Here is a 16,510-nt window from a genome sequence, read left to right on the forward strand (position 1 = left end):
CCTTGAGGCCAGGGTCCTCGGACTCAGTGCTTGGCGGGCAGGAAGCCCACCCTGTCGTAGGTCTGCGCCAGGGTCTCCGCGGCGACCGCGCGGGCCTTCTCCGCGCCCTTGGCCAGGAGGGAGTCCAGCGTCTCCGGGTCGTCCAGATATTCCTGCGTACGGGTCCGGAACGGCGTGACGAAGTCCACCATGACCTCGGCCAGGTCGGTCTTCAGCGCTCCGTACATCTTGCCCTCGTAGCTCTTCTCCAGGTCGGCGACGGCCGTCCCGGTGAGCGTGGACATGATGGTGAGCAGGTTGGAGACGCCCGCCTTGTTCACCGGGTCGAAGCGGATGACCGTGTCCGTGTCGGTGACCGCGCTCTTGACCTTCTTCGCCGTCGCCTTCGGCTCGTCGAGCAGGTTGATCAGACCCTTGGGGGTGGACGCCGACTTGCTCATCTTGATCGTCGGGTCCTGGAGGTCGTAGATCTTCCCGGTCTCCTTGACGATGTGCGGCTCCGGGACGGTGAACGTCTCGCCGAACCGGCCGTTGAACCGCTCCGCGAGGTCGCGGGTCAGCTCGATGTGCTGGCGCTGGTCCTCGCCGACCGGAACGTGGTTCGCCTGGTAGAGCAGGATGTCGGCGACCTGGAGGATCGGGTACGTGAAGAGGCCGACGGTGGCGCGGTCGGCGCCCTGCTTGGCGGACTTGTCCTTGAACTGCGTCATACGGGAGGCCTCGCCGAACCCGGTCAGGCAGTTCATGACCCAGCCGAGCTGCGCGTGCTCGGGGACGTGGCTCTGGACGAAGAGGGTGCAGCGGTCCGGGTCGAGGCCGGAGGCGAGCAGCTGGGCGGCGGCGAGCCGGGTGTTGGCGCGCAGCTCGGCCGGGTCCTGGGGAACCGTGATCGCGTGCAGGTCCACGACCATGTAGAAGGCGTCGTGGGACTCCTGCAGCGCGACGTACTGACGGATCGCACCGAGGTAGTTGCCGAGGTGGAACGAGCCCGCGGTGGGCTGGATGCCGGAGAGTGCGCGAGGACGATCAGAGGCCATGTTCCTCATTCTCTCAGGTGTGGGAACCGATCCCGGACTGCCGGTGTACCAACCCTGCGACGAGGCGGGAGGGGGCCTGGTCCTCGGCGGGAAGCCGTGATCGGACGGGTGCGTGGGGCAGCGGGGCTTCCTCATGGCGTACCGCTCGCCGGGGCGGTTCCGGGAGGTGCCGCGTTCCGGCCGTGGCGGCTGCGGTCGTGGCCGATGAGACGAGGAACACACGCGCTCGGTGGTGCGGCGCCGGCCCGCCGGCGGGCGGTCGGAGCCGATGACGGTCGCGAGCGGGAGGTGCGGGTTCCTCGCCACGCGCGGCGGGGTGGCCCCGCGCTTCTCCGGACGAGGAACGCGGGAGCCCTGGCCCCGCGCCCGGAGGGTGGGCCGTCCCCGGAGAAGGCCCGCCCCGTCGCCGAGACGCCGAGTCGGCGGGCCGAGCCCCCGCGCGGGATCAGGCTGGGAGGCCCGGGGCCGGGAAGGACGCCATCAGGTCGGCGACCTCGGCGCGGATCGTGCGGAGCGCGTCCTCGTCGCCCGAGCCGGCCGCGGCGACACCGCGGTCGATCCAGTCGGCGACCTGCGCCATGTGTTCCGTACCGAGACCGCGGGAGGTGAGGGAAGGGGTGCCGATGCGGACGCCGGAGGGGTCGAAGGGCTTCCGGGGGTCGTACGGGACGGTGTTGTAGTTGACGACGATCCCGGCCCGGTCGAGGGCCTTCGCGGCGATCTTGCCCGGGACCTCCTTGGGGGTGAGGTCCATCAGGATCAGGTGGTTGTCGGTGCCGCCGGAGACCAGGTCGAAGCCGCGGGCGAGGAGCGCCTCGGCGAGGGCCTTGGCGTTGGCGACGACCGCGTGGGCGTAGTCGCGGAAGGAGGGCTGGGCCGCCTCGCGCAGGGCGACGGCGATCGCGGCGGTGGTCTGGTTGTGCGGGCCGCCCTGGAGGCCGGGGAAGACGGCCTTGTCGAGGGCCTTGGCGTGTTCCTCGCGGGACATCAGCATGGCGCCGCGCGGGCCGCGCAGGGTCTTGTGGGTGGTGGTCGAGATGACGTCGACGTGCGGGACCGGGGAGGGGTGGGCGCCGCCGGCGATCAGGCCGGCGATGTGGGCGACGTCGGCGACGAGCACGGCCCCGCACTCGCGGGCGATCTCGCCGAAGGCGGCGAAGTCCATCGTGCGGGGCAGTGCGGTGCCGCCGCAGAAGATCACCTTGGGCCGCTCCTTGAGGGCGAGCTCCCGGACCTCGTCGAAGTCGATGAGCCCCGTGTCCCGGCGTACGCCGTACTGCACGCCCCGGAACCACGTGCCGGTCGCGGAGACGCCCCAGCCGTGGGTGAGGTGGCCGCCCATCGGCAGGGCCATGCCCATCACGGTGTCGCCGGGCTCGGCGAAGGCGAGGTAGACGGCGAGGTTGGCCGGGGAGCCGGAGTAGGGCTGGACGTTGGCGTGGTCGACGCCGAAGAGGGCCTTGGCGCGCTCGACGGCGAGGGTCTCGACCTGGTCGATGTTCTGCTGGCCCTCGTAGTACCGGCGGCCGGGGTAGCCCTCGCTGTACTTGTTCTGCAGGACGGTGCCGGAGGCTTCGAGGACGGCCTGGGACACGTAGTTCTCGCTGGGGATCAGCCGCAGGGTCTCGGCCTGCAGGCGCTCCTCGGCGCCGACGAGCGCGGCGAGTTCGGGGTCGGTGGCGGCCAGCGCCGGGTGGTGGGCGGGAAGATCGGCAGCATTGTGGCCGGGGAGATCGGCAGCGTGGTGGGCGGGAAGATCCGCGGCGTGCGGGGTGGCGTTCATGGCGTTCCTCCGGGCGTATCGGCGGATCCCGGGGCGCGACGCGGATTCCGGCCTGCGCCACACGGGACCTCTCGGATTCCCGTGGTGCGAGCTGGGGGCTCACCCGCCGAAGGCAGGGGGCGGGCGGCACCCACACGGGACGTTCGGGATCCCGTGGTGCCCAGGCGGGCGGCACCTCGTGTGGTCTGCCGCGCGCGGCTCCCCCGGGGTCGCTTCCCCGTACGCCAGTCGCCGCGCGTGTTTCCAGCCTAGCGGGCGCGCCGTCACCCAGGTTTCCTCGTCCGGCATCCGAGCGACGATAGAAAAAGGGGCCACACCCGCCCCAGGCCGCAGGACGAACGGAGATCCCGTGTCGAGAACGCAAGACGCGATCGCTTCCGCGGAGGCGCACAGCGCTCACAACTACCACCCCCTGCCCCTCGTCGTCGCCTCGGCGGACGGGGCATGGATGACCGATGTCGAGGGCCGCCGCTACCTCGACATGCTCGCCGGGTACTCGGCCCTCAACTTCGGGCACGGCAACCGGAGGCTGATCGACGCCGCTCGGGCGCAGCTGGAGCGGGTGACGCTCACGTCGAGGGCGTTCCACCACGACCGGTTCGCGGAGTTCTGCACGCGGCTCGCGGAGCTGTGCGGCAAGGAGATGGTCCTGCCGATGAACACGGGCGCGGAGGCGGTCGAGACGGCCGTGAAGACCGCGCGGAAGTGGGGGTACGAGGTCAAGGGCGTGCCGGACGGGCACGCGAAGATCGTGGTCGCGGCGAACAACTTCCACGGCCGTACGACGACGATCGTCAGCTTCTCCACGGATCACGAGGCGCGGGACCACTACGGCCCGTACACGCCGGGGTTCGAGATCGTCCCGTACGGCGATCTGACGGCGATGGACGCCGCGGTCACCGCGCACACCGTGGCGGTGCTCCTGGAGCCGATCCAGGGCGAGGCGGGGGTCCTCGTCCCGCCCGCCGGATATCTGCGCGGGGTGCGGGAGTTGACCCGCGAGCGAAACGTGCTGTTCATGGCGGACGAGATCCAGTCGGGTCTCGGCCGGACGGGGCGGACGTTCGCCTGCGAGCACGAGGGCGTGGTGCCGGACGTGTACATCCTGGGCAAGGCGCTGGGCGGCGGTGTCGTCCCGGTCTCGGCGGTGGTCGCCGACCGTGAGGTGCTCGGTGTGTTCCGGCCGGGCGAGCACGGCTCGACGTTCGGCGGGAACCCGCTGGCGTGCGCGGTGGCGCTGGAGGTGATCGCGATGCTGCGGACCGGGGAGTACCAGCAGCGGGCGACCGAGCTGGGCGAGCATCTGCACGCCGAACTGGGGCTGCTGGTGGGCGGAGGAGCCGTCGAGGCGGTGCGGGGGCGGGGGCTGTGGGCCGGCGTGGACATCGTGCCGTCCCGGGGTACGGGCCGGGAGATCTCCGAGAAGCTGATGGACCGGGGTGTGCTGGTGAAGGACACGCACGGTTCGACGATCCGGATCGCACCGCCGCTGGTGATCGGCAAGGAGGATCTGGACTGGGGCCTGGAGCAGCTGCGGGCGGTGCTGTCGGACTGACCGGGTGAGCCGGTGTCCGGGGCGCGCGCTCCGCCCGCCCCGGACACCGGCTCCGTTCACGTCACAGGATGACGTGCGGCAGGAAGCGGGCGTACTCGTCGGTGATCAGGCCCGCCGACTCCCGGATGCCGAGCCCCGCGGCCTCGTCCTCGACGACCCAGGCGCCGAGCACCACCCGGTTGCCCTCGAAGTCCGGCAGCGGGGCCAGCTCCTGGTAGCAGCAGGGTTCTTCCCGGACGACGGCCGGGGCGCCCGGCTCGTGGACCGTGACGCCCGCGCCCTCGCGGCCGAGGAGCGGCTTGGCGACGTACCCCCCGGTCGCGGCCAGCTCGCGCGGGCCGTCGAGGTACGCCGGCAGCAGGTTGGGGTGGCCCGGGTACAGCTCCCAGAGGATCGCGAGGAGCGCCTTGTTGGAGAGCAGCATCTTCCAGGCGGGTTCGATCCAGCAGGTCGTGCCCGTACCGCCGCCGTTGTCGAGGGTGTCCAGGACGTACGGGCCGAAGCGGTCGGTGGCCAGCCACTCCCACGGGTAGAGCTTGAAGCAGCTGCGGATGAACCGCAGCCGGTCGTCCACGAACCGCCCCGAAAGGCGGTCCCAGCCGATCTGTTCGACCGACAGCGCCTCCGTGTCGAGCCCGGCCTGCTGCGCGGTCTCGCGCAGGTACGCGACCGTCATCAGGTCCTCGCCGAGCTCGTCGCCGTCGGAGTGGACGAAGTGCACGGGCCCGGGCGGCAGCAGCGCGGCCTGCCGCTTCCAGGCGTCGACGAGCCGCTCGTGGAGCGAGTTCCACTGGTCGGCGCCGGGGAAGCGCTCCTCCATCCAGAACCACTGCGGGCTGGCGGCCTCGACCAGGGAGGTGGGGGTGTCGGCGTTGTACTCCAGCATCTTGGCCGGGCCCGTACCGTCGTAGCGCAAGTCGAACCGGCCGTAGAGGCTGGGCAGTTCGGCCCGGCGGCGCCAGGACTCGGCGACACGGGCGGCGAGCCGGGGATCGGTCAGGCCGAGATCGGCGAACCGGTCCTGCTCGACGATGTGCGCGGCCGCCGCCAGACACATGGCGTGCAGTTCCTCGACGACCTCCTCCAGGGCCTCGACCTCGGGCAGGGTGAAGGAGTAGTACGCGCTCTCGTCCCAGTACGGGCGCAGGGAGCCGTCGGGGTAGCGGGTGACGGGATAGACGAGCCCCTGCTCCTCCACCGTCCGCTGCCAGTCGGGCCGGGGTTCGGTCGTGTGCCGCCGCATGTCGTACGGTCCGTCCGCTCAGCCGCCGCCGGAACCGGAGCAGCCGAAACCGCCGGTGTCGACCGCGGTCTTGTCGAAGCTGCCGCCGCTGACCTTGTTGTCGGTCACCCGGCCGCCGTAGTAGTACGAGCCACGGGTCGAGCTGCCGCTGCCGCTCTCGCACTCGTAGCTCGGCAGCTTGTCGCGCGTGAGCGGGTCGACACACCGCCTGTCCGGCTCGGATCCGCAGGAGGTGATCGTCGCCGCGAGCACCCCCATACCGCCGAGCACGACCGTGCTCGACCTCAGCCTGCGCATGTCAGTCCTCCCCATCCATGGTCGCGACCGCACAGTTTAGGCCGGTGGCCGAGCGGCCTCGCACTAGAGTCCCTTTGTGCTCTTCGGGTTGATTTGTGCGCTGGGATCCTCGGTCTGCTTCGGTGTGGCGTCGGTGTTGCAGGCGCTCGGCGCGCGGGCCGCGAGTCCGGGGACGGGCGGTGGGGTCGATGTGGTCCTGTTCTGGGGCGCGCTGCGGCAGTGGCGGTACCTGGCCGGACTCTCCCTGGACTGGATCGGCTTCGGACTGCAGGTCGTCGCCCTGCTCACCCTGCCGATCTACACGGTCGGCGCGGCGCTCGCGGCCAGCCTGGCGGTCACCGCCGTGGTCTGCTCGCGGATGCTGAAGGTCCGGCTGAGCCGGACGGAGTGGGCTGCGGTGGCCGTGGTCTGCGGCGGGCTGGCGATGCTGGCCTTCGCCTCGGGGACGGAGGGTGAGGGCCACGGCACGCCGGCCCTGCGCTGGGCGATGCTCGCGACCGCCTTCGGGGTCCTCGGGATCGGCGTCGTGGCGGGGCGGCTGCCGAACCGGCCGCGGGCCCTGGCACTGGGGCTGGGCGCCGGCTTCGGCTTCGGGGTGGTGGAGGTGGCGGTCCGGCTGATCGACGGGCCCGACTTCGCCAATCCCGCCTGGTACGCCCTGCTCGTCGGCGGCGGCGCCGCGTACCTGCTGCTGACCTCGGCGCTCCAGCGGGGTTCGGTGACGACGGCGACCGCGGGCGCGGTCCTCGGGGAGACGATCGGCCCGGCGCTCATCGGCGTGGTCTGGCTCGGCGACCGCACGCGTGAGGGCCTGGCGTGGGCGGCGATCCTCGGCTTCACGATCGCGGTGGCCGGCGCCCTGGTCCTGGCTCGCTTCGGGGAGCCTCCGGCGCCGGCGGTGGGCGCTCTGGAGGAAGCGAAGGTGGTGGAGGAAGCGGGGGAAGCGGAGGCCGAGGCGCGGGGCGGGAGGAAGCCGGGGGCGTAGGGCGTAGGGCGTAGGGCGTAGGGCGTAGGGGGAGTGTCCGCCGACCGGTCACCCCCGAGGCCGCCCACAAGGCCGCCCACGAGGCCGCCCACGAGGCCGCTGGGCGCCTACGGCAGCACCCGGCACAGCGCGGCCAGGGCGCCCGCCCAGCCGCTGTCCGGGGGCGTCGCGTAGCCGACCACCAGGCCGTCCTGGGTCGTCGGTACGTCGGGGTGGCGGAAGCGGTTGAGGCCGAGGAGCGCCAGGCCCTGCCAGGCGGCGGAACGCAGGACCGCGGGCTCCAGGCCCGTCGGGAGTTCCAGGACCGCGTGGAGGCCGGCCGCGATGCCGCTCACCCGGGTCTCCGGGGCGTGCGCGGCCACCGCCTCCACCAGGGCGTCACGGCGCCGCCGGTAGCGCAGCCGCATCGCCCGGACATGCCGGTCGTACGCGCCCGAGGCGAGGAACTCCGCGAAGGTCAGCTGCTCCAGCGAGCTGGACACCCAGTCCACCCGGCCCCTCGCCGCCACCACCTCGTCGACGAGGTCGGCCGGCAACACCATCCACGCCAGCCGGAGACCGGGCGCCATGGACTTGCTGGAGGTGCCCATGTAGACAACCCGCTCGGGATCGAGGCCCTGGAGCGCGCCCACGGGCCGGCGGTCGTAGCGGAACTCGCCGTCGTAGTCGTCCTCCAGGACCAGGCCGCCCGAGGCCCGCGCCCAGTCGATCGCCGCGACCCGCCGGTCGGGGTGGAGCGCGCCGCCGAGCGGGAACTGGTGGGCCGCCGTCATCAGCACGGCGCCGACGCCCTTCATGGCGGCCAACCCCTCGGTCCTGGTGCCGAGTTCGTCGTACGGCAGGGCGGGCAGTCGCAGTCCCGCGCGGGTCAGCAGGTCCCAGTGGGCGTCGAGTCCGTACGACTCGACCGCCACCTCCCGCACGCCGCGGGCGCGCAGGACCTGGCCCATCAGCATCAGCCCGTGCACGAAGCCGGAACAGATCACGATCCGTTCCGGACGGGCGTGGACGCCCCGCGCCCGGGCGAGGTATTCGGCGAGCACGGTGCGCAGTTCGATCCGGCCACGCGGATCGCCGTAGCCGAACGCCTCGTGGGGCGCGGCCGTCAGCGCGCGCCGGGACGCCTTGAGCCATTCGGCGCGCGGGAAGGAGGCGAGGTCCGGCACGCCCGGCTTCAGGTCGTACGTCGGGCGGGCGGTGTCCCGCCGCGTCGTCACCGGAGGCCGCGCCCCCGGCCCGGACCCGGACCCGGCCCCGGCCGTCCGGCGCGGCACGGCCCGCTGGGCCACCCGCGTTCCGGACCCCTGCCGGGCCGTCAGCCAGCCCTCGGCGACCAGTTCGGCGTACGCGTCGGCGACGGTGTTGCGCGCCACGCCCAGATCCGCGGCGAGCGAGCGGGAGGACGGCAGCCATACCCCCGCCTCCAGACGCCCACTGCGCACGGCCTCCCGCAGGGCGTCCATCAGCCCCGTACGCAGGCCCGTGCCCCGCAGCTCCAGATGGAGGTCGGCCCCGAAAGTGGCCCAGTCGTTCGCCATGCGAATGGACCATACTCCTGAGCCATCGTGACCGTACGGTGAGGAGCATGACGACCACGACCACGACGAGTTCGGCCACCGGCGACGAGACGAACGGGCGCGCGCACGAGCACGGCCCCCGCCTCGCCTTCGCGGAGCAGGTCCCGGAGTTCTACCGGGCGATGATCCGGCTGGAGCAGGCCGCGGCGAAGGACATCGATCCCACCCTCTACGAGTTGATCAAGATCCGCGCCTCGCAGATCAACCGCTGCGCGTTCTGCCTCGACATGCACACGAAGGACGCGCTGGCGGCCGGCGAGTCGGTCGAGCGGATCGTCCAGCTGTCGGCCTGGGAGGAGTCGCGGCACTTCTACACCGAGCGGGAGCTGGCCGCGCTCGCGCTCACCGAGGCCGTGACCGTCCTCACCGACGGCTTCGTCCCGGACGAGGTGTACGCGCGGGCGGCCGCCCACTTCGACGAGACCGAACTCGCCCGGGTCATCGGTGCGATCACGGTCATCAACGCCTGGAACCGGATCGGCGTCACCACCCGGACGGCGCCCGGCCACTACACCCCCGGGCAGTTCAAGAAGTGAGCCCCGCCGCCACCGCCGACGTCCTGCGTCCTGCGCGCCCGGCACACCGACCGCGCGAGCGGTGATCCGGCTGTTGCCGCGTTCCCTGGAGGGTGTCGCCCGGGTGGCGGCGAACTGACCGAGGAGCCGGGCCGGTTCCGTGGGCGACGGGCGTGAAGGAGCCCACCGTCCACGGGCCGGACGGAGAGGGTCGGTGGAAGAGCGGCCGGAAGACCGGCCGGAAGACCGGCCGGAAAAGGGCTCCGCCCCCGGCCGTGGACGGCCGGGGGCGGAGCCCTTGTTCAGCTGCGCGGGACTCAGATGAGGCCCAGCTCGCGCACGGCGTCGCGCTCCTCGGCCAGCTCCTGGACCGAGGCGTCGATGCGGGCGCGGGAGAACTCGTTGATGTCCAGGCCCTGGACGATCTCGTACGCGCCGTCCTTGCAGACGACGGGGAACGAGGAGATCAGGCCCTCCGGGACGCCGTAGGAGCCGTCCGACGGGATACCCATGGAGGTCCAGTCGCCCTCCTTGGTGCCGTTGACCCAGGTGTGGACGTGGTCGATGGCGGCGTTGGCGGCGGAGGCGGCGGAGGACGCGCCACGGGCCTCGATGATCGCGGCGCCACGCTTGGCGACGGTCGGGATGAAGGTGTCGGCCAGCCACTGCTCGTCGTTGACGACCTCGGCGGCGTTCTTGCCGGCGATCTCCGCGTGGAAGATGTCCGGGTACTGGGTCGCCGAGTGGTTGCCCCAGATGGTGAGGCGCTTGATCTCCTCGACGGACGCGCCGGTCTTGGCCGCCAGCTGCGAGAGCGCGCGGTTGTGGTCCAGGCGGGTCATCGCGGTGAAGCGCTCGGCCGGTACGTCCGGGGCCGCGGCCTGGGCGATCAGGGCGTTGGTGTTGGCCGGGTTGCCGACGACGAGGACCTTGATGTCGTCCGCGGCGTGGTCGTTGATGGCCTTGCCCTGCGGCTTGAAGATGCCGCCGTTGGCGGCGAGCAGGTCGCCGCGCTCCATGCCCTTGGTGCGCGGGCGGGCGCCGACGAGCAGGGCCACGTTCGCGCCCTCGAAGCCCTGGTTCGGGTCGTCGAAGATGTCGATGCCCTTGAGCAGCGGGAAGGCGCAGTCGTCGAGCTCCATGGCGGTGCCCTCGGCGGCCTTGACGCCCTGCGGGATCTCGAGGAGGCGCAGCTTGACCGGCACGTCCGCGCCGAGCAGGTGGCCGGAGGCGATGCGGAAGAGCAGCGCGTAACCGATCTGGCCGGCCGCGCCGGTGACGGTGACATTCACGGGAGTGCGGGTCATGGCGATCTCCGTAAGACAGCTGGCGGTGGGGGTCCCTGCCCCTGATGCTGGATACCTCTGTGATCGATCGGTGTCTCGATGTGAAGAGATATCCAGCGGTCAGGCTATCCGACCCGGGCCCGGTCCAACCCCCACCCCCTTGTGGTCCGGCTCACTGCCACCCGACTGCCCCCTTACGGGCGGTGGCGGCGGAGGTCCGCCCCGGAGGGGTAGCGGAATGGTCACTTCCGTGCCACAAGCCGCTGACGGCCCTTGAACCACATTGGCGGGTACATGACGCTCGACTGAAGGCGGCGCCCGTCCTCCCTCGGGGGAGAGGACGGGCGCCGCCGTGACGTCGCGCGTGACCGGTCGCGCGTGACCGGGTGGGTGTCTAGGTGATCGTCAGGTGGAGGATGTCCTCGAGGAAGGGGATCCTCAGCCACGGAGCCGGCTGCACCATGAGCGCCAGCAGCACGATGAGCCCGCCCATGACCCCGTACGTGACCATGTCGGTGAACCGCGACCGTACGGCGAGCATCCCGACGGACGGCAGCGCGCGCCGCAGCCCCGCGCCGGTGAGCAGCGCGACGCCGACGAGGATCGTGCCGATACGGAACGACTGCGGGAACAGGTCCGTCCCGACGACGAGCAAGCCCAGCGCCGCCAGCCCGAGCACCGTCAGCAACGGCCACTGCCGCGCCGGCGCGGGCGCGCCACCGGGGGCGGCCCGCCCGCCGCCCTCGGGCCGCGCGGTGTCGGTGGTCATGGCGGGCGGCCGCCGGGAGCGCCCGGGGGTGTCCACGGCGGCCGCGCCCATGGCGGAGTCCCTGGGCGCGGGCGACGTCGCGGGGAGGCCCTCGGCCGCCAGGCCCTCGGGCACGAGGTCCTCGGCCGCCAGGTCCTCGGCCGCCAGGTCCTCGACCGCCAGGTCCCTCGCGGCGACGTCCCCGGCCGCGGCGTCCTTCACCGCGACGTCCTCGGCCGCGGACGTCTCCCGTTCCTCGCCCGAGTCCTCCGCGCCGGTGGCGCCCTGGGTGCTCACGCGCGAGGTCATCGTCAGAGCGCCTCGGCCGCGCGCTCGGCGGCCTCGACGACGTTGACCAGGAGCTGCGCCCGGGTCATCGGGCCCACACCGCCCGGGTTCGGCGAGATCCAGCCGGCGACCTCGGCGACTCCCGGGTGCACATCGCCCATGATCTTGCCCTCGTCGTTGCGCGAGACGCCGACGTCGAGCACGGCCGCGCCCGGCTTCACGTCCTCCGGCCTGATCAGGTGCGGCACACCTGCGGCCGCGATGATGATGTCGGCCCGCCGCAGGTGCGCGGCCAGGTCCTTCGTACCCGTGTGGCACTGCGTGACCGTCGCGTTCTCCGAGCGGCGGGTCAGCAGCAGCGGCATGGGGCGCCCGATGGTGACGCCGCGCCCGACGACCACGACCTCCGCGCCCTTGATCTCCACGCCGTGGCGGCGCAGCAGCGTGATGACGCCGTTCGGGGTGCACGGCAGCGGCGCCGGCTCGTTCAGGACGAGACGGCCGAGGTTCGTCGGGTGCAGTCCGTCCGCGTCCTTGGACGGCTCCATCAGCTCCAGGATGCGGTTCTCGTCGATGCCCTTGGGGAGCGGGAGTTGGACGATGTAACCGGTGCACTCCGGGTCCTCGTTCAGCTCGCGGACGACCGCCTCGATCTCTTCCTGGGTGGCGGTGGCAGGCAGGTGGCGCTGGATGGAGGCGATGCCGACCTGCGCACAGTCGCGGTGCTTGCCGGCGACGTACTTCTGGCTGCCCGGGTCGTCGCCGACCAGGATCGTGCCGAGGCCGGGCGTGACGCCCTTCTCCTTCAGGGCCGCCACACGGGCGGTCAGGTCGGACTTGATCGCTGCTGCGGTGGCCTTGCCATCGAGAATCTGGGCGCTCATGGCCCCATCCTCCCGGATGACCCCTCGCTTGTTCCAATTCGGCCGCGTACGGCTCCGCGGCGGGCGTCCGAAGAGGTTGCACTTGCACAACTCCCGGCATTCCGACTGGACAAAAAGTCGATGCTGCGACGACGATTACCGCGCAGTGCCGCGGGCAGTGCCGGGGGGCACATCACTCATAGGGCGTGAGAAGTTCCTCCGCGCGGGCCGCGTCGTCCCCGCACAACCCACGGAGGAAACCCGCGATGAGCTTCGGCGACCCGAACAACCCCTACGGCCAGCCGCAGGGTCAGCAGCCCGGATACGGCCAGCCGCAGGGCCAGCAGCCCGGATACGGCTACCCGCAGCAGGCTCCGCAGGGCGTCCCCCCGCAGTACGGCTACCCGCAGGCGCCGCCGGTCCAGCCGTACGGCGTGGGCGGCTACCCGCAGGGCCCGACGAAGATGCCCGGCCTGATGACCGCGGCGCGCGTGATCATGTTCATCGTGGCGGGCCTGCAGATCGTCATCGGCATCATCGCCGGCATCGCCATCGCCGCCGCCTCGGGCGCGTCCGACTCGGACGCCGCGGCCGGCCTGGCCGGGCTGGGCTTCGCCATCGTCTTCATCCTGCTGCTCTTCGCCGGTCTGGCGATCTTCCTCGCCGTGAAGTTCGCCACCGGCGGCACCGCGATCCGCGTCCTCACGATCATCTACGCCTCACTGGTGATCCTCGGCGGCCTCGGCAACTTCGCCTCGGGCGAACCCACCAGCGTCCCCGGCGGCGTCATCAGCCTCGCCATCGGCGGCATCATCCTCGCCTCCATGGTGAACTCGCAGGCGTCCGCGTGGTTCAACCGCCCGCGCCAGCAGTACTGATCCACCGATCCGCCACGGATCACCCGCGAAGGGGCCCGGTTCCAGACGGAACCGGGCCCCTTCGCATTTGCGTACATACCGTGTCACACGCGGCGGAGCACCGCGAACTGTCCCGCCTGCAACGCCACCTCGTACCGCGCCTCCGGGTGCAGCGAGGCCGCCAGCTGGACCGGGTCCGTCACCGGCTGAGACCAGCCCGAGTCCAGGTCGAGGGCGAGGAAGTCGGGGCTGACGCCCTTCGCCCCGCCCACCCAGTAGACGGTGCGGTCCGCCGTGAGGTGGGCCATGAGCGTCACGTTCGTCTCCACGCTCGCCCCCTGCGGCACCGCGTCGACCGCCCTCCGGGCGTCCAGCGTCCGGCTGTCCGTGCGGTACGTCTCCGAGCGGAGCAGCTCCCGCAGCGGCAGGTCCAGGGCGACCACGATGGAGACCGCCGTGACGACGGGGACGGCGACCTTCCCGTAGGCGACGAGCCACCCGCGCGGTGAGGTGCGGACGGCCCGGACCGCGTCGACGAGCGCGAGGAAGACGACCGGCATCAGGATGGCGCTGTAGTGCCAGATCAGACCCCAGTGGTTCGGGTCCTGGGAGAGGAAGCGCCAGCCGAGCGTCGGCAGCACGAGCAGCATCAGCGGGGAGCGCAGGGCGAGGAACCCGGTGATGCCGACGAGGAAGAAAAGCATCTCCCACTTGACGCCGGAGCCGAGCGACGAGAGCACGGCGTGCGCGAACGAGACGTCGGCCCCTTCGCTCGACTTCTCGATCTTGGCCCAGTAGTCGTACTGGCCGACCCGGCTCGCGGCGGGGATCAGGACCAGGACCGTGAGGGCGAAGAAGGCGGTGCCGAACGCGGCGAGGGCGGCGCCGAGGCGCTTCTGCCCCCGTACGAAGAGGACCGCGCCGACCATGGCGACGGTGAGCCCCATGTCCTCCTTGACCAGGACGAGGGGGGCGGACCAGGCGGCGGCAGCGGTCCAGCGCCCCAGGAGCAGGGCCCGGCAGGTGAGGGCGAGGAGCGGGACGGCGAAGGCGATCTCGTGGAAGTCGGACTTGACCGCTTCCTGCAGACCCCAGGAGAGGCCGTAGGCCACCGTGAGGCCCAGGCCGGCCGCGCGGCTGCCGAGCACCTGCTGCGCGGTGTGGCCGACGACGACGGCGGAGGCGGCGAAGAGCGCGGCCTGGGCGAAGAGGAGCGCCAGCGGGGAGGACCAGATCCAGTACAGGGGCGCGAGGAGGGCGGTGACCGGACTGAAGTGGTCCCCGAGTATGAGGAAGCCGGGGCCCTTGATGTCGACGACGGGCGCCCGGAGCTCGGCGTAGGCCCTGACGGACTGGTTGAAGATCCCGAGGTCCCAGGACGGCGTGCGGAACTGCTCGTACTGCACCCACGAGTAGAGGAAGTACAGCGCGCAGAGGACTCCCGCCACCAGGACGTAGGGGCGCAGGGGCACCCGGGCGGGGCTGTCGTCCGGCGGCCCGGCGCCGGTCTCCGGGGCGGCGGTCTCCGCCGCAGCCCCGTTCTGTACATCCAACACCGCGCCCCCACCTAGCAGCCGCCGACAAAAGAGCAACCCATTAGACCAGAGAGCACACGACCGGCGGAATCTCCGATCGAGCGGCAGGTAAGAAGGCCCCACGGAAAGAGGATCAAGGTAGTGTGATGCGCGTCACATTGACCGGAGTTGGAATTCCCCACTCCACTCCCATCCGCCTCCCGTCCCTCACCCGCCTGTGTGCGATTCCCACTGGCTGCGGGCGAAGCGGAGGCGTTCGCGCACGGATTCGTCACGAGCGGAATCATTCGATCACGCTGCGATATTTCGGCCAGCTTTTCCCGGCCCTGGCCCGAACTCGCCCTGCGGAGCTAAAAGTTCCGTCCGGAGCCCTGAATCGCTGTGCTAGCTTCCTCGACCGGCAAGACCCGTTTCTCCCACTCACGGCACGTGAAAGGAAGAGCACATGGTCAAGCGCAAGGTGTTGTCCGCCGTACTCGGCACGGCGGCCGCGGCCGGTCTGACGATGGTCGCCTCGGCGCCCGCCCAGGCTGTCGACCGGAACTGCTACGACGGCAACTTCTGCGTCTACCAGGCGAAGGAGTTCAACACGAACTACCCGATGTACCGCTTCAGCGGGGCGGACGCCAACTGGTCCGACCAGTCGGCGATCTACGACAACGACAGCTCCTGGAGAAACCGCTGGAGCGTCACGGTGAAGGTGTACGCCTACGCCAACTACTCCACCGTGAACACCTGCTTCAACCCGGGCTACCAGCTGGGCGCGGGTGGCACCTCGCAGAACGACAACGGCCGCTCGCACAAGTGGGACGGCACCAGCTGGTGCTGACCCGCCGGCCGGCGGAACGAGTCGTCGCACCGCGGTGAACGGCCGGATGCCTCCCCCTCATCGCAGGAGGGGGAGGCATCCGGCCCACCATAGCCCCGAGAGGACCCAGATGCTCCCCCGTCACCGGATCGGCGCCGGCCTGGCCGCCGCCGCCCTGACCGCACTCGTCGGCTGCAGTTCGGGCTCCGGCACCGGCACCGACGAGGCGGGCGACCCGTCCGGCGGCCCGGCGGCCGCCGCCCCTGACTCGGCAAGCGCCGCCAAGGCCACCCAGGCCTTCAACTCGGCGAAGGAACTCGGCCGCCAAGTCGGTGCGATGGAGCTGCAGATCACCAAGAAGTGCATGGTCGCCCAGGGGTTCACGGTGCATCCGCCGGACCCCGTCCCGATGCCGGACGCGGACGGCGCGGACGCCCCGGAGGGGCGCGTCTCCCCCACCTCCGAGCAGGCGGCGCAGCGCGGATACGGCGCCGCGCCGGACGCCGGCGGCGCCCAGCCCGACAATTCCACCCAGGAGCGGCCCGGCCCCTGGCGGGACCTGCCGGACTCGGAGAAGCAGCGGTACACGCTGGCCAAGAGCGGTGACCCCGACCAGCTCGTCAGCTACGAGACCGGGGAGGGCACGTTCTCCTCCCCCAGCGGCGGCTGCATGGGCGGGACCCGCAAGAAGCTCTACGGCGACATGCCGAAGTATCTCCGCCTCATGTGGCTGACCGACAACGGAATGCGCCACGAGGCCGGCCGGCAGGCCGAACAGTCGGACGCATTCCTCAAAGCCGTCGCGAACTGGTCCTCCTGCATGGAGAAGGCAGGTTACGGCGGTCTGAAATCTCCGACCGACGCGGTGAAGAAGGCCAAGGATTATTACGGCGGAAAGGACGCCGGAAAGAATGTGGACGCGGCGGCGGTCGAAGCGGGCCGTAAGAATGAGATCGCCCAGGCGAAAGCCGATGCCCGGTGTGCCGACACCTCGAAATACGACACGGTCTGGCGCAGCGCGAACCAGAAGGCGCTGACCGCGCTCTACGTCAAGAACGAGGCCGATCTGGTCGCCTATCAGGAGGTCCTGACAGAGGCGCAGAAGAAGGCCCAGAAAATGCTGGAGTCCTGAG

15 protein-coding genes and 1 riboswitch are annotated in these 16,510 nt (G+C 71.4%); of the genes, 6 read left to right on the top strand and 9 right to left on the bottom strand.

Annotated features, from left to right (window positions below):
• Positions 1-23 precede the first annotated feature (23 nt).
• Entirely contained in the window at positions 24-1,037 is a 1,014-nt protein-coding gene (gene trpS / locus ACZ4VW_RS03320; RefSeq protein ID WP_467957867.1) for a tryptophan--tRNA ligase, read from the bottom strand.
• Between the two features lie 445 nt (positions 1,038-1,482).
• Complete coding sequence (locus ACZ4VW_RS03325; protein WP_467957869.1) at positions 1,483-2,820, bottom strand: serine hydroxymethyltransferase; 1,338 nt, start codon at positions 2,818-2,820, stop codon at positions 1,483-1,485.
• Between the two features lie 151 nt (positions 2,821-2,971).
• Positions 2,972-3,062, bottom strand: a riboswitch (ZMP/ZTP riboswitch).
• A 107-nt stretch (positions 3,063-3,169) separates the two neighbouring features.
• On the opposite strand from ACZ4VW_RS03325, the gene rocD reads away from it, so the two are divergent.
• A complete protein-coding gene (gene rocD / locus ACZ4VW_RS03330; protein ID WP_467957871.1) occupies positions 3,170-4,375 on the top strand; it encodes an ornithine--oxo-acid transaminase in 1,206 nt (401 codons plus the stop codon).
• A gap of 61 nt (positions 4,376-4,436) precedes the next feature.
• On the opposite strand, the gene ACZ4VW_RS03335 is transcribed toward rocD, so the two are convergent.
• Positions 4,437-5,618 (bottom strand): glutathionylspermidine synthase family protein, encoded by a 1,182-nt coding sequence (locus ACZ4VW_RS03335; RefSeq protein WP_467957873.1) that lies wholly within the window; start codon positions 5,616-5,618, stop codon positions 4,437-4,439.
• Positions 5,619-5,636: 18 nt separating this feature from the next.
• Positions 5,637-5,915 (bottom strand): hypothetical protein, encoded by a 279-nt coding sequence (locus ACZ4VW_RS03340; protein WP_467957875.1) that lies wholly within the window; start codon positions 5,913-5,915, stop codon positions 5,637-5,639.
• A 76-nt stretch (positions 5,916-5,991) separates the two neighbouring features.
• Between ACZ4VW_RS03340 and ACZ4VW_RS03345 the strand changes: the two genes are divergently transcribed.
• Positions 5,992-6,900 carry a hypothetical protein gene (locus ACZ4VW_RS03345; RefSeq protein ID WP_467957877.1) on the top strand — a complete coding sequence of 303 codons (909 nt, stop codon included), beginning with the start codon at positions 5,992-5,994 and terminating at the stop codon, positions 6,898-6,900.
• Between the two features lie 107 nt (positions 6,901-7,007).
• Here the strand turns inward: ACZ4VW_RS03345 and pdxR are convergent, their stop codons facing one another.
• Positions 7,008-8,438, bottom strand: coding sequence for a MocR-like pyridoxine biosynthesis transcription factor PdxR (gene pdxR / locus ACZ4VW_RS03350; RefSeq protein ID WP_467957879.1), 1,431 nt, complete (start codon positions 8,436-8,438; stop codon positions 7,008-7,010).
• A gap of 47 nt (positions 8,439-8,485) precedes the next feature.
• Here pdxR and ACZ4VW_RS03355 point away from each other — a divergent pair, with 47 nt between their 5' ends.
• The gene (locus ACZ4VW_RS03355) at positions 8,486-9,013 is read left to right on the top strand and encodes a carboxymuconolactone decarboxylase family protein (protein WP_467957881.1); all 528 of its coding nucleotides are present in this window, start codon (positions 8,486-8,488) and stop codon (positions 9,011-9,013) included.
• Positions 9,014-9,309: 296 nt separating this feature from the next.
• Here the strand turns inward: ACZ4VW_RS03355 and ACZ4VW_RS03360 are convergent, their stop codons facing one another.
• The 3 genes from ACZ4VW_RS03360 to ACZ4VW_RS03370 all read right to left on the bottom strand — a co-directional run bounded on the left by ACZ4VW_RS03360 (position 9,310) and on the right by ACZ4VW_RS03370 (position 12,198).
• Positions 9,310-10,299 (bottom strand): malate dehydrogenase, encoded by a 990-nt coding sequence (locus tag ACZ4VW_RS03360; protein ID WP_467957883.1) that lies wholly within the window; start codon positions 10,297-10,299, stop codon positions 9,310-9,312.
• A gap of 373 nt (positions 10,300-10,672) precedes the next feature.
• Complete coding sequence (locus tag ACZ4VW_RS03365; protein ID WP_467957885.1) at positions 10,673-11,335, bottom strand: DUF3017 domain-containing protein; 663 nt, start codon at positions 11,333-11,335, stop codon at positions 10,673-10,675.
• Positions 11,336-11,337: 2 nt separating this feature from the next.
• Positions 11,338-12,198, bottom strand: coding sequence for a bifunctional methylenetetrahydrofolate dehydrogenase/methenyltetrahydrofolate cyclohydrolase (locus tag ACZ4VW_RS03370; protein ID WP_467957887.1), 861 nt, complete (start codon positions 12,196-12,198; stop codon positions 11,338-11,340).
• Positions 12,199-12,443: 245 nt separating this feature from the next.
• Here ACZ4VW_RS03370 and ACZ4VW_RS03375 point away from each other — a divergent pair, with 245 nt between their 5' ends.
• Entirely contained in the window at positions 12,444-13,055 is a 612-nt protein-coding gene (locus ACZ4VW_RS03375) for a hypothetical protein (protein ID WP_467957889.1), read from the top strand.
• 83 nt (positions 13,056-13,138) lie between these two features.
• On the opposite strand, the gene ACZ4VW_RS03380 is transcribed toward ACZ4VW_RS03375, so the two are convergent.
• Positions 13,139-14,590: a DUF2079 domain-containing protein gene (locus ACZ4VW_RS03380; protein ID WP_467957891.1), complete on the bottom strand. Its 1,452-nt coding sequence runs from the start codon at positions 14,588-14,590 to the stop codon at positions 13,139-13,141.
• 424 nt (positions 14,591-15,014) lie between these two features.
• Between ACZ4VW_RS03380 and ACZ4VW_RS03385 the strand changes: the two genes are divergently transcribed.
• Both ACZ4VW_RS03385 and ACZ4VW_RS03390 read left to right on the top strand, forming a co-directional pair.
• Positions 15,015-15,398: a peptidase inhibitor family I36 protein gene (locus ACZ4VW_RS03385; RefSeq protein WP_467957893.1), complete on the top strand. Its 384-nt coding sequence runs from the start codon at positions 15,015-15,017 to the stop codon at positions 15,396-15,398.
• A gap of 109 nt (positions 15,399-15,507) precedes the next feature.
• Positions 15,508-16,509 carry a hypothetical protein gene (locus ACZ4VW_RS03390; protein ID WP_467957895.1) on the top strand — a complete coding sequence of 334 codons (1,002 nt, stop codon included), beginning with the start codon at positions 15,508-15,510 and terminating at the stop codon, positions 16,507-16,509.
• Position 16,510 lies beyond the last annotated feature (1 nt).

The sequence above is a fragment of the Streptomyces sp. NPDC029139 genome (assembly GCF_055564335.1).